The organism is Planktothrix mougeotii LEGE 06226 (assembly GCF_015207485.1).
GTDB lineage: Bacteria > Cyanobacteriota > Cyanobacteriia > Cyanobacteriales > Microcoleaceae > Planktothrix.
Window position 1 is genome coordinate 34,450 of record NZ_JADEWU010000027.1, and the last position, 13,437, is coordinate 47,886.

The 13,437-nt window shown below is 40.5% G+C and carries 14 protein-coding genes and 1 tRNA gene; 6 read left to right on the top strand and 9 right to left on the bottom strand.

The genetic code is table 11. The features are described 5' to 3' along the window. Positions 1–6 precede the first annotated feature (6 nt). Both IQ236_RS13320 and IQ236_RS13325 read left to right on the top strand, forming a co-directional pair. Positions 7–216, top strand: a complete 210-nt coding sequence (locus tag IQ236_RS13320; protein WP_026789078.1) for a hypothetical protein — start codon at positions 7–9, stop codon at positions 214–216. Further along, positions 213–623 (top strand): type II toxin-antitoxin system VapC family toxin, encoded by a 411-nt coding sequence (locus IQ236_RS13325; protein ID WP_193869700.1) that lies wholly within the window; start codon positions 213–215, stop codon positions 621–623. The genes IQ236_RS13320 and IQ236_RS13325 overlap by 4 nt, the downstream gene beginning before the upstream one ends. A 182-nt stretch (positions 624–805) precedes the next feature. Here the strand turns inward: IQ236_RS13325 and IQ236_RS13330 are convergent, their stop codons facing one another. The 5 genes from IQ236_RS13330 to IQ236_RS13350 form a co-directional block, all read right to left on the bottom strand. Then, positions 806–1,279, bottom strand: a complete 474-nt coding sequence (locus IQ236_RS13330; protein WP_193869701.1) for a type IV pilin-like G/H family protein — start codon at positions 1,277–1,279, stop codon at positions 806–808. Positions 1,280–1,471: 192 nt separating this feature from the next. Next, complete coding sequence (locus IQ236_RS13335) at positions 1,472–1,876, bottom strand: hypothetical protein (protein ID WP_228041610.1); 405 nt, start codon at positions 1,874–1,876, stop codon at positions 1,472–1,474. A 128-nt stretch (positions 1,877–2,004) separates the two neighbouring features. Next, positions 2,005–3,360, bottom strand: coding sequence for a DUF3370 domain-containing protein (locus tag IQ236_RS13340; protein ID WP_322744153.1), 1,356 nt, complete (start codon positions 3,358–3,360; stop codon positions 2,005–2,007). 122 nt (positions 3,361–3,482) lie between these two features. Beyond that, positions 3,483–3,554, bottom strand: a tRNA-Asn gene (locus tag IQ236_RS13345). A gap of 123 nt (positions 3,555–3,677) precedes the next feature. After that, positions 3,678–4,226: an NYN domain-containing protein gene (locus tag IQ236_RS13350; protein WP_193869702.1), complete on the bottom strand. Its 549-nt coding sequence runs from the start codon at positions 4,224–4,226 to the stop codon at positions 3,678–3,680. A 293-nt stretch (positions 4,227–4,519) separates the two neighbouring features. Here IQ236_RS13350 and IQ236_RS13355 point away from each other — a divergent pair, with 293 nt between their 5' ends. Beyond that, on the top strand, positions 4,520–5,371 hold the full coding sequence (locus tag IQ236_RS13355; RefSeq protein ID WP_193869703.1) for an alpha/beta fold hydrolase: 852 nt from the start codon (positions 4,520–4,522) through the stop codon (positions 5,369–5,371). Between the two features lie 72 nt (positions 5,372–5,443). Here the strand turns inward: IQ236_RS13355 and IQ236_RS13360 are convergent, their stop codons facing one another. Next, entirely contained in the window at positions 5,444–5,935 is a 492-nt protein-coding gene (locus IQ236_RS13360) for a GNAT family N-acetyltransferase (protein ID WP_193869733.1), read from the bottom strand. Positions 5,936–6,216: 281 nt separating this feature from the next. Here IQ236_RS13360 and pheS point away from each other — a divergent pair, with 281 nt between their 5' ends. Then, entirely contained in the window at positions 6,217–7,218 is a 1,002-nt protein-coding gene (gene pheS / locus IQ236_RS13365) for a phenylalanine--tRNA ligase subunit alpha (RefSeq protein WP_193869704.1), read from the top strand. Positions 7,219–7,256: 38 nt separating this feature from the next. After that, positions 7,257–7,904: an SH3 domain-containing protein gene (locus tag IQ236_RS13370; RefSeq protein WP_193869705.1), complete on the top strand. Its 648-nt coding sequence runs from the start codon at positions 7,257–7,259 to the stop codon at positions 7,902–7,904. A gap of 63 nt (positions 7,905–7,967) precedes the next feature. Here the strand turns inward: IQ236_RS13370 and IQ236_RS13375 are convergent, their stop codons facing one another. Then, entirely contained in the window at positions 7,968–9,275 is a 1,308-nt protein-coding gene (locus IQ236_RS13375; RefSeq protein WP_193869706.1) for a bifunctional folylpolyglutamate synthase/dihydrofolate synthase, read from the bottom strand. 114 nt (positions 9,276–9,389) lie between these two features. Between IQ236_RS13375 and IQ236_RS13380 the strand changes: the two genes are divergently transcribed. Then, positions 9,390–12,050: a putative bifunctional diguanylate cyclase/phosphodiesterase gene (locus IQ236_RS13380; protein WP_193869707.1), complete on the top strand. Its 2,661-nt coding sequence runs from the start codon at positions 9,390–9,392 to the stop codon at positions 12,048–12,050. 63 nt (positions 12,051–12,113) lie between these two features. Here the strand turns inward: IQ236_RS13380 and IQ236_RS13385 are convergent, their stop codons facing one another. Further along, positions 12,114–12,536, bottom strand: coding sequence for a type II toxin-antitoxin system VapC family toxin (locus tag IQ236_RS13385; protein WP_193869708.1), 423 nt, complete (start codon positions 12,534–12,536; stop codon positions 12,114–12,116). A 3-nt stretch (positions 12,537–12,539) separates the two neighbouring features. Beyond that, on the bottom strand, positions 12,540–12,791 hold the full coding sequence (locus tag IQ236_RS13390; protein ID WP_193869709.1) for a DUF2281 domain-containing protein: 252 nt from the start codon (positions 12,789–12,791) through the stop codon (positions 12,540–12,542). Between the last annotated feature and the right edge of the window lie 646 nt (positions 12,792–13,437).

A 13,437-nucleotide genomic window follows, 5' to 3' on the forward strand; every position in this document is an offset into this window, starting at 1 on the left:
GGTGTCATGCTAACCACCGAAACCGAAATACTAGCTATCCTTCGCAACCTACCCCAACCCGCCCTGGAAGAAGCCAAAATATTCTTAGACTTTCTAGCTTGGCGGTATCAAAACCACTCGCCTCAAGGAGCAAATTTAATCGCCAGTTTGCGGGGAAAAGCCACCGGAGAGATGACCACTGATGAGATTCTCAACTTAACACGGGGTGAAGAATGACGGATTTCCTCGTGGATAGCAATGTGATTCTGGATGTGTTAACGGAAGATCCCCATTGGTTTGATTGGTCATCAGCGCAACTGGCTGATTATGCCCAAACCGGAACACTGCATATCAACCCTATTATTTATGCAGAAGTATCCATTGGGTTTAAAGATGTAACGGAAGTCGAATCGGTATTATCTTCTAGCTTTTTTCAGAGAGACGCATTACCTTATGAGGCGGCATTTTTAGCGGGTCAAGCCTTTTTACAATATCGTCGCCGGGGTGGTGTGAGGCGATCGCCTTTACCAGATTTCTATATTGGTGCTCATGCCAAGGTGTGCGGGTACACCCTGCTAACTCGTGATGCCACCCGTTACCAAACCTATTTTCCTGAACTTATCCTCATCAGTCCTTCAGTTTAGCAGTATGAAAGCGAGAGTTGGGTGGGGTTAGAAAAAACGGGATTTCTATATATTATCGCCCTGCTTTTGAGTACATTCTGTTCTTGGGGTGCATGGAAATTAATGAAAAGGCGAATTGAGAGTCGGAGAAAGCGATCGCTAAAAACTACCTCACAAAAACCCGCCATTAAATCTGATAAATCCTACTTGACCGGACTCGAACCCGCAGGACATTTTAACCCTTCTCCGGGTACAGGAGTTGAGGACAAAGCCGGGGGTTCGGTGGAGGGTTGATCGGTTTTACAAATATTGGCCAGAGCCATCACACCGCCTTCTGTGTGGCTAACGGTCACGACTCCAGCATAACTCGGTAGTCCCTCTTGTTTCGCCGCCGCCGTCATCACCACAGTTTGAGCATATTGACCTTCTGTGTTAATGCTGTAGCGATATTCTCCGGTGTCTAAATTGGCATTTAAAGATAACCCTTGAATGGAATTGGCAAACTGACCATTGGCTTCATAATAAGCTTGTTGTCCGGTGGTCATAGCTTGCATCACAAATTCTGCCTTATCGCTTTCATTAAGTTGGGGTAAGGATAAATTCAGAGAGCAACTCGTTAAGAAAACAGGAGCAACGAGGAGAACTCCCGAAACCCAATTTCTCAAAGACTTATCCATATAACTCTCTATTAACCTGTGATCAGGTGTCTAATGTTTGTTATCCCTCTCTACAGGAGATAACCAGAAAATTCCTGATCGTAAAATCTGGATTCTAAGAATCAGAAAAGACACGGGGGTTTAACCGCAATGTCACTTACCTCTCAGGTCTAAAGACGCGCTCGTTTCCCCCATCCCGCTTATTTTTTTTGATCAGAGACTACAGTTTCCTCGACTCCAGCCCCATTCTTCCACACCAACAGAAATTTGCGAACCGGGTTGAACATTGCCACCAGAGAGATCCACTAAAGTCACTGTTACGGCTGCCATTAAGGAACCTTTGTAGATGGGTTGGCCTTTGTCATTGCTAGAGATGAATTCGAGAGTTGAGACTTGGGGCGGTTGTCCAGAGCGTTCCCAACGAATTTGGGTAAAACGTCCGTCGAGAAACTGGGCTGAGTAAGTCCACCCATTATTCATTCGTCCAGTACAAGAGAAGCTTTGAGCCGCGCTCAGGGGGGAGAATAGGGTCTGTACGAAGACTAAACCCACGGTTGCTAATCCCGTTAAACCTGCGATCGCACGGTTCCCTAACTTCGAGTTCCAATCCATTTTCATCTTAATTTCCCCGATTAATCTGACGAGAATGCTTGAAATTGTAACTCTAAACGCCGTACCTGTGTTGTTCCTAGCCCAACTGGAAAGATTTTTTGAAAATCAATAAAACAGCCCAAAACTGGACTATTTTATTTTAACGGTAATGTTTGCACCGTCAAAACTTGAGGCGCAGACGCATCTGGAGGATACAAAAAATCAACTTTAACAGGTCTGGTTTCTTTGGGTTTTAAGGTTAATTTCACTAACGGTTCTCCGGGTTGACCTCGTTTTTGGACTAAATGAACATAGCGAGTTTGGGATTTTCCTTGATCATCTTTATAACTAAATCTAACTGTTCCTCGGAAAAACACTTGAGGTGCGGGGGGGTCAAAAAACCTTAAGCCGGGTTGGGATAATTTTTCTTCTTTGATGGGAGTTTGTAACGTTAAAATAACGGCTTGGGCTTGATTGGTAGAATTATGTAACGGTAAATTTAAGTTATATTCTATTCCATAATTGCCATGAGCTTGATAAGCCGTATCAGGATATCGAACGACTAAAGGAGCACTTTGAATTTGATGAGTTCCTAACTGTCCTCTGGGTAATGTTGCTATGGGATAAGAAAAGGCTTCTCCAGGTTTAGGAATGGTTAAAATCGAACGATTTGCATCAACAATATTCCCATTCCAACGGGAACCTAATGCAACTCCGGCGACTCTTCCATAAATGATTTGTTGAGGATTTGTATTTGGAGGGGTGGGAGTGCGATCGCGTGGTGTGACTAATGTTCCTAACTTTAATAATTGTTCCCATTCTGTTAATGTGGGTGGAATTTCGGTTCTATTGTCTTGCACCGTTGCATATTTCGCTAAACTGGCAATATAAACTTCTCCATTACTTTCTAAACGCATTAAGGTAGACCGACCATTTAAAGGCGGTTCTAAATTTTTAACCGGAATAGGCGCATTTAATAATAGACGACTGCTTTGAGGTGGAATCATAATTTTTTCAACAAATTCACGTTGTCGTTTTCCCCTTAAAATATCATTCATCACTCGACTTCCTGGCCCCGCATAAATATTACCATTAATATTATCTAAAACAGAATCTAGGGCAATAAATGGAGCATCGGGTTGACTTAAATAACTGGCAGCTTGTAAAATAGAAATAGTAACGGTTTTATTCCCAGGATTATAAGCTAATATTCCTAAATAAAGGGTTCTTAAATCGTTTTCTTGGGGAGGTTTAGCGACGTGGTGGGCAAAAATATCAAATTTGCCGTTAAAGGGAAAATTTAAGTGGGCTTCTGGTTGTTTTTTATCGGTTTTGGGAAAGGTTGAAAGTAAAATTCCTTCGTTTAAAATCAGTTCAGGACTATTACTATTAAAAACGGGAATTTGATCTAATTGTCCGGGTAACGGTCGCACCTCTTGAGGTTGTACAATTTCCCTCGCAGGAGGGGCGGCTTGGGCTAATAAAGTTAAACTGAGAAATAAAGGTAAAATCATCCTTGTGATTAAAATAGACAAAACAATATCCTACCTTTCTCGGAAGAAATGCAGGATACTGATTAAAATACCAGATCAGGTTATAGTCTGATGTGATATTCAAAGATTATTTTGTTAAACTCCTCGGGTGGGATTCGAACCTACGACCAATCGGTTAACAGCCGACCGCTCTACCACTGAGCTACCGAGGAACGTTGTGTCTCTCTTTTAGCCACAGTTAATTATAGTAGCGCCAAACCCTAAAATTTTGCAAGCCTTTTTGAAAAAATTTTTTTTGAAGTTTGATTTTAAACGCTGAAAAGCCTTGATTAAAGCTATTTTAAGCCCATTCTCAATTGAGCAAGGCGGGTTTGAGCCTCTGCGTCCAAGGAACTGGCCAAGAAACGACTAGAAGATTGCTTCCGGGGGTGATGACGACGCTGGCGACGGCGGGTTGTAGCTTCCACCGCTTCAGCTAATTGTTCGGCGGATAGCCATTCAGCCCCATACCCCGTGACCGTCAACTGTTGAGCGCGGTCTGAAGTTGCTACAATTAATCGACGTCGGGACAACCGCAATTGACGTCCCAAAGAAGCACAGAGTTTTTCAATATAAGTATCTGCGGTTTGCCCAAAACCGGTATAATGAATCGACACATTGCGAGTAATGGTTTCACTAAAGCCGGGGGTATTTTGATAATGAGCATCAAACACAATGCGAGCATCCAACCCTTCAAAGGCGCTATAGTCCACTAACGTCTCAATCAAGTGTCTACGGGCCTCTTCCATCCCGTCACCATCCCGTTTCTGTCGCAATAGCGGCCATATTCCAATAATGTTATAGCCGTCTACAAATAAGACAGCTTTAGCAAGAGAGCTACTCATGGTTCAGTTGTTAAATAAGCTTGCATGGGTTGGACGATTAATAAAAATACGCCCAAGGTTAATTTTTTCTTTACATATTATCACAGAACTATACAGTTGATGGTTGACCGTTAACTGTTGACCGTTAACTGTTGACTGATGACTGATGACTGATGACTGATGACTGATAACTGATGACTGTTGACTGATAACTGTTGACTGATGACTGTTGACTGATGACTGATGACTGATGACTGATGACTGATAACTGATGACTGATAACTGAAAAGTACATTTCAGGATACGATAGGATTATGGCTACTATCGATATCCAGGGAGTTAAACACACTTACGAATTGACGTCGCCCACCTCATCGGGTGACGTACTGGTTTTTATTCACGGTTGGTTATTGAGTCGTCATTATTGGCAACCCGTCATCGACCTGTTAGCTTCCCAATATCAATGTCTATCCTACGATTTACGAGGATTTGGAGATTCTCAACTGTTGGCGGGAAACCCCTCCCGACTCGCTATTTATACCCCCATTTCCTACGCTGAAGATTTAGCCATTTTGTTAGACACCCTAAACCTCAACAATGCTTGGTTAGTAGGTCATTCTCTAGGGGGAACTATTGCCCTTTTAGGAGCGGATAAACTTCCAGAACAAGTCAAAGGCGTTATCTGTGTGAATGCGGGTGGCGGAATTTACTTAAAAGAGGAATTTGAGAAATTTCGGTCTGTTGGCGAACAAATCGTTAAATTTCGCCCCCGATGGTTATGTTATTTACCTTTATTGGATTTAATCTTTACCCGTGCTCAAGTCGCCTGTCCCCTCAAACAACGGTGGGGACGACAACGGTTAATCGATTTTGTTATTGCCCATCCTGAAGCGGCATTAGGAGCATTATTAGATTCTACCACCGAAGCCGAAGTTCATCGTTTACCGCAGGTGGTGTCTCGACTACAACAACCCGTTTATTTTATAGCGGGACTGCAAGATGTAATTATGGAACCTCAATATGTTCGCCATTTAGCCAGTTTTCATTGGTTATTTCGTCAAGGGGATAACAATGTGATTGAAATCCCCAATTGTGGACATTTAGCAATGCTAGAACAAACCCATACCGTTGTTGATCACATCAAAACGATTTTAAATCAACATTGAATCTCGTAATTCGTAATTCGTAATTCGTAATTCGTAATTCGTAATTCCCCACACCTTTGTTCCTTCTATTTCTTACTCGATATGCCGTCCCATAATCACTAAATCTCGTTCAATACCGTCTAAATTGGCAACTTTGGGCAAATAACCCCATTGTTTAAACTCAAAACTTTCAAATAATTTTAAACTCGGTTGATTGTGAGCAAAAATTAACGCCACTAAAGCTTTTAATCCTAACTTAGGACTGTGATTTAGAGCTTGGGTTAATAGTCTTTTACCAATTCCTTGACCTTGATACTCAGGATGAATATAAATACTGAGTTCTGCGGTACTTTCATAAGCTGGACGGCCATAGAACACCTGAAAACTTAACCAGCCTACAATTTGGTGATCTAACTCGATAACCCACACCGGACGAGTTTGGGCTTTGTGTTCGTGATACCAAGAAATTCGGCTTTCTACCGATATCGGTTCTAAATCAGCCGTTGCTGTCCGTCCCGGAACCGCCGCGTTATAAATATCTACAATTGTTACTAAGTCCGTCTCTACTGCATCCCGAATCTGCATACCCATCCTAACCCCTGTTTGCCCATCACCTTAAAAAATCTAATATAGTTGAGTCAGAATCAAGTTCTCAAGATGGGTTTGGCACAAAAAATATGTCCATTTTTTGCTAATGATCCGAATCTTCAATCTTAATCCGTCTCACCTGTGAATTAGTTGTGATCTTGATTGTTTTAGCCTAAAGACTCATCCCAGAAGGGGAGCAAATTAAGTTAAACTCAGCAAAGGCAGGACAAATTCAATCCCCCTACCCCCCTTAAGCGCTCTATTCTTGATCCTAATATATGGCAACTCAACTTAGTGAATTAGAAACTCAACTGGAAGACTTACGCGGCGAGGGAATAACGGCGATCGCAGCTTGTCAAACCTTGGATGAATTAGAACAGTTACGAATTAACTATTTAGGTAAAAAAGGCAAAGTTTCTGTAGTTTTAGGGGCAATGGGAAAACTTGACCCCAGTGAACGCCCTCGCATTGGAGCCTTAGCCAATGAGGTTAAAAAAGCCTTAGAAACGGGTTTAGAGGAAACACGCACCGCCTTACAACGCGCCCAACTCGAAGCCCAACTTCAGTCGGAAACCCTGGATGTTACTATGCCGGGAGTGTATCATTCCCAAGGTCGAATTCATCCCCTCAATGGCATTATTGATCGCGCTTTAGATATTTTTGTGGGGTTGGGGTATACCGTTGCCTCTGGCCCGGAAATGGAAACGGACTATTATAATTTTGAAGCTTTAAATACCCCCCCTGACCATCCCGCACGGGATATGCAGGATACCTTTTATTTACCCGATGGCAATTTATTAAGAACCCATACCTCATCGGTGCAAATTCGCTACATGGAACAACATCAACCTCCCATCCGCATTGTCGCACCCGGTCGGGTTTATCGTCGGGATACGGTTGATGCGACTCATGCGGCGGTGTTCCATCAAATTGAACTTTTAGCCATTGAAGAAGGCTTACGGTTTACAGATTTAAAAGGAACGATTAAAGAGTTTCTCCGACAAATGTTTGGGGATTTACCCGTACGTTTCCGAGCCAGTTATTTCCCCTTTACCGAACCTTCAGCCGAAGTCGATTTACAATGGCAAGGAAAATGGCTAGAAGTGTTAGGATGTGGCATGGTTGATCCTAATGTTTTAAAAGCCGCCGGGTATGACCCTGAAAAATACACGGGATTTGCAGCAGGTTTTGGTGTAGAACGGTTTGCGATGGTTCTCCATCAAATTGATGATATTCGACGGGTTTATGCCAGCGATTTACGCTTTTTACGTCAGTTCTAATTTAAAAAATGTGTGGGATTTAATGAGGAGTGAAATTCATGAATAATTTTAGATTAAGGAGTCAGTCTTTTCGAGTTTTGGCATTCGTTGTATTAGCCGTAATGGGAAGTCAATTACCCACCTTAGCTAATATTCAAACTAAACCCCAGAGTCCGAATTCGGACACTCAAATGGCTCAGAGTCGTTCCAGTTTGTGCCGTCGCATTGGGGAACCCCAGGGGTTAGCGGTTCATGCTCGACCAACTCCCAATTCCCCCGTAGTGGGTGGAGTGGGTTTTAAAACAGAAGTTACCTTAGCCAATAATTCTACAGGCACTCGTGGCCCTGATGGTCGGACTTGGATTGAAATTACTGCCCCTGTAAAGGGTTATATTTCTAATGGTTTTCCTGATGCAACGGGTAATTTATTAGACTGTGAAAATCAAGCGGAAAATCCTAAGCCAACACCTGTGAGTCTTTGTCGTCAAATTGATTTATATGCCGCACCCAAAGGGGTTGTTGTACGGGAAAAACCCTCTCGATTTTCTGAACGGGTTGGGGGTGTTGCTTCAGGAGCACGGGTAAGATTAGTTGAGAATTATAAATTAATTCCTGATACCAATGGGGAAAAACGAGATTGGGTAGAAATTAGTGAACCTCTGGAGGGATATATCTCGGCTAATACGTTAATTATGTGTCGAAGATAGGAAGCAGGGGGAGTTATTTTGACATCTGTAAGGGCGAGGTGACCTCGCCCCTACACCGGAAATTCATTTGTTCTCAAGAAGTTGAAAAAAATAACCTAATAAATACAATGATCCACAGAGAACAGGTAAGGTATTTTCCTCGGTGATAGCCGCTTCTAAGGCAGGAATTAAATCTGGATAAAGTTGACAATAGTTTAAATCAGGACATAAGGTTTTAGCAAGAGTAGCTAACTGTTCTGGCTCTGCATAAGCATGATCGGGAATAGGGACTAAATATAATCGATCACCGGGTCTTAATACGGCTTTAAAAATATTAGTATGATCTTTAGTCGATAACATTCCCATGACCCAAGTGACTGAAGAACCTTGTAAATTGTCTACATATTGACGTAAAGCTTCTGCGGCGGCTGGATTATGCGCTCCATCAATCAGTAAACGATGATTTTTCCAGGTCATCCATTGTAACCGTCCTGGCCATTGAGCCTTTTCTATCCCTTTAGCAATCACCTCCTCTGAAATATTCCATCCCTGCTGACCGAGGATTTGCGCTGTTGCAATTGCGATCGCAGAATTCATTAACTGTATCTCGCCGAATAGGGGTAAAGGGTATTCTAAACCCTGATAACGGGCAATGGGGAATGTAGAGACGCGCCCGGGCGAAGCTATGCCGTAGGCTTTTGGCGCGTCTCTACGACGATTTTGATCCCCAACCCAAACCGCAGGTTTAACCCAAGTCACCGGACAGTTCAATTCACTCCCACGCTGTTGAATCACCTTTTCCGCTTCCGGTGGTAAAACACCGACGACAACCGGACATCCAGGTTTAAGAATTCCCGCCTTTTCAAAGGCGATTTCTGCAAGGGTTGAACCCAAATATTCTTGATGATCTAAACTAATGGAAGTAATCACACTGACCAAAGGATGATCACAAACATTTGTGGCATCTAAACGTCCCCCTAATCCTACTTCAATGACAGCAATATCTACCTTTTTTTGGGCAAAATATAGCCAAGCTGCCAGTGTCACAACTTCAAACAGAGTTGGAGGAGGTTCATCGGGTGAAATTGCGTGTTCGACTTGTTGTAAAACTTGTAAAAAATCGAGTTTTGAAATCGGTTGTTCATTAATACATAAGCGTTCTGTCCAATCTATTAAATGAGGAGAAATGTAGCGCCCGACATGATAACCAGCCTGTGTCAAAATAGAAGATAAGTAAGAACAGACAGAACCCTTGCCATTTGTGCCTGCGATATGGATGATAGGAATATCAACGTGCGGATTTCCTAAGCGTTCCAGGAGTTGTTGAATGCGTTCTAAACCCAAATGAATCCCAAACTGTTGATATCGTTGTAGAAATGTTTCCATATTCACCCTATTGAATTACAATTTTTACTGTCCTTTAAGAATACTGTTGAACAGGCTATTATTAAACACTATGCAATGATATTCTATCTTTAAAATCAGTAGTAAAACCGGGAGATTAGCGTGAAATTGAGATTGATTCGATCTGGTATCCACAAAATTTTATATGAAACTTCATTTTGGATAGGTGGATTGGTGGGAATTTTGATTGTCACTGCCATCGAAGTTTCCAAAAATATGGGTTTCCGGGTTCCTATCCCCTTTTTAACGATGGGTTTTACCGTAATATTATGTGCGAATTTAGGAGGATTAAAAACCGGATTAGCCTGCACCAGCGTTATTTCTATTTATATTATTTATATCGCTTGGATAAAATGGGTTCCTAGTGTATTCACCCCAGAACCCATTCGGATTAGTTTAGTGATTTTATTGATTTTGATAACGGCTATTTTATTGGGAAGAACAACCGACAAAAAGAATTTATTAATTAAAACTTTAAAAACAACTCAAAATGAGCTAAAAAAACGAGTCTTAGAATTAGCAGAAACCAATGCTTTATTAGAACGGGAAAATCAAGAACGTCAACAAATGGATGCAGTTTTACAAAGCTTAATCTTAGAGACTGCATCCGTAACCGGGGTTGAATTTTTTCCCGCCTTAGCCCAACATTTAGGGTTAACTTTAGGGTTTCGTTATGTGATTGTTACAGAAGTTATACAAGAAATACCCGGACGAGTGCGAACCTTGGCTTTTTGGGGAGGTGATCACTTTTTAGAAAATACAGAACTTGATCTGGATCAAACCTTGTGTAATGAGATTAATAAAACTCGATCCTTAACCTATTTTCCTGACCGGATTCAACAACTCTTTCCTCATCTTTCATTCTTAGTAGAATTGCAAGTTATCTCCTCCATTGGAGTTCCGATTATTAGTCATTCTGAACAAATTATTGGTTATTTATGTTTACTCCATGATCAACCGATCAAAAATGAAGATCGAACACAATCTTTGATTCATATTTTTGCGGGACGAATCGTGGCGGAATTAGAACGAAAACAAGCAGAAGAAGCGCAACAAAAAGCAGAAGCTAAATATAGAAGTATCTTTGAAAATGCCATTGAAGGAATTTTTCAATCTACACCTGATGGTTATTATCTCAGTGCTAATCCTGCCTTAGCTCGCATCTATGGTTACGATTCTCCCGAAGATTTAATCCAGAATCTTAGGAATATCTCAGAGCAATTATATGTTAATCCTAAAGAACGACAAGAATTTACCAAAATCATGGTAGAACAGGGTCAAATTTCGGGATTTGAATATCAAGTTTATCGCCAAGATAGACAAGTGATTTGGATTTCGGAAAATAGTCGTTCTGTTTATGATCATGAAGGCAATATTTTATATTATGAAGGAACGGTAGAAGATATTACCCAACGGAAACTAGCTGAAGAAAAGCTACTTTATAATGCTTTTTATGATGAACTTACGAGCTTACCTAATCGAGCTTTATTTATTGATCGGTTACAACAATCTTTAGCCCATGCTCAACGCCGTTGTGATACTTTATTTGCTGTTTTATATGTCGATTTAGATCGATTTAAAGTGATTAATGATAGTTTGGGACACGCCGTAGGAAATCAACTATTAATCGATTTAAGTCAACGATTGATCAATACAGTTCGAGAAGGAGATACGGTCGCCCGTTTAAATGGAGATGAATTTGCTGTTTTAGTAGAAGATATTCAAGACATTGAAGACGCTACTCAAATTGCAGAACGCATTTCCCTAAGCTTATCCCAACCTTTTCAACTCGAACAACAAGAAGTATTTACGAGTGCTAGTATTGGAATTACCTTTAATTTTCAAAGTAGCGGACATCTGTATGAATCCGCAGAAGAATTATTACAAGATGCTGATACAGCCATGCGCCATGCTAAATATTTAGGACAGGGATCTCCTCAACTTTTTGATCAAAGAATGCAGAAAAATTTCCGCAGTCGGTTACAGTTAGAAACAGATTTAAGACGGGCAATTGAACGAGATGAATTGTCATTAAATTATCAATTAATTGTATCATTGTTAACAGGAGAAATTGCCGGATTTGAAGCTTTAGTGCGTTGGAATCATCCAAAACGGGGTTTAGTTTCCCCTGTACAATTTATTCCTTTAGCTGAAGAAACCGGGTTAATTGTTCCTATAGGAGAATGGGTGTTAAGAACTGCTTGTAAACAAATGCGTCAATGGCAAATTGAACAATTAGTGAATCAGAATGTGACCATGAGTGTGAATGTTGCGGGACGGCAATTTGCTCAACTTAAACTTGTTAATATGATTCATGATATTTTGCAAGAAACAGGTTTAGATGCTAAACTTTTACGGTTAGAAATTACAGAAGGGGTGATTATGGAGCATTTTGAATCTGCTACCACCCAATTACAACAACTGCGAGATTTAGGAATTCAATTGTCAATTGATGATTTTGGAACAGGATATTCTTCTTTAAGTCGGTTACAACAATTTCCGATTGATATTTTAAAAATTGATCGCTCTTTTGTTAGCCCATTAGGAAGTAAAGCGGAAAATCGAGAAATTGTAGAAACAATTATTAATTTAGCAGTTAATTTAAAAATGAGTGTGGTTGCTGAAGGGGTGGAAACCTTGGAACAAATCTTAGAATTAAAACAATTAGGTTGTCATTATGGACAGGGATATTTCTTTTCTCGTCCCTTGGATAGTGAGGGCATTAAACAGTTAATTCTTAATCATCAATTTAAGTATTTATAGTCTTGTTTGGAAAAATGCGATTACCGTTAGCTGTATTAAAAAAAATCAACAAAATAATTAAATTTAGATTTCATCAGGAATTATCAAATTAATCATTTCATGTTGATTTTTGCGATAAATTCTAAAATCACTATCTAAGGTTAATATAAAACTCCCTGGAATTAATTCACTCATTCTTACTAAACAAGCATCGGCTAACGACATCGGTACATTCTGATAACGCTGCATTAAATTTCCAATGACTTCAATTTCTTCTGTTAAATGAAAGGGAATTTCAATCACTCCCGATTTCAATAAAGCAATGACAGCTTTCTCTCCTCCATAAGTCCTATGCAGCAAAAAACACGCTTCAGAAATAACCGCTTCACAAGTAAATAATGGAAATTGACTTTTTCCCCATTCACTCACTGCCCAACTATGATATTGATCTTGGCGTTTGAGATAAGATACTAATGGCCCTGTATCCAATAAGATCTTATTTCTCATTTTTTACCAATTCCCGTGTAAATACTTTTTATTGGTAGAAAGGTCAGAGGGGCCACCTTCTAAACAACCTGCAAACTCTTGAGCAGCTTCATAGGCTGAAATCTTTTGTTGTTCTTCTTCTGGAGGTTGAATTTCTTGTTTTTGGGCTTTAAAATGCAAAAATTCAATAAAACTAATCACTTCCTCTTGTTGTTGAAGCGGTAAGGTTTTAATCATCTCGACAATAGCTTCTGCTTGAGTAATTGTTTGAGTCATGGTGTTTTCCTGTAGTTTTTAATAATATAAATTAGAATGTTTCCGAATCTTAAATCAATTGTAAGATGAGATCGGTAAACTTCTAATATATTGCTTGGGTATAACCGATCACTAATCTTCAAAATGATCTAATTACTCAGAAAGATGCGTTTTACACACCTCATAGACTGATAATTTTTAGGTATGGGGGCGGTGGGACTTGAACCCACACGACCGGGTAAGGGTCAACGGATTTTCATTCTCCCGCAGCTTTCGCTACTGCCCATTGGCGTTGAGAATTGGACTCTCTCTTTACCCTCGGCTTAACGTTAGGGTAGCTCCCGTCGAGTCTCTGCACCTTCCAAAGTTTTGATTTTAGATTGGGGAAATTCCCTCATTTCTAAATTCTTTGGCTTGGCTCAGGATTGCCTTGTCTGACGTATCAGATTTAGGTTTCCCTGAATTTGAGAGCTTACACTTGAGGAATTTCTCACCTCAAGGCTCAATTTACCTTAAGTCCGTAGCGTCTACCATTCCGCCACGCCCCCGTATTGGGTGATGTGTTTATTTGTTTTTTATAACCACATTTTTATATTTAAGCATTTTATTTCGAGTTACGCAAGTGTTTTTTCAAAAAATTTTCTGAAACCGCTCAATTCCTCCATAT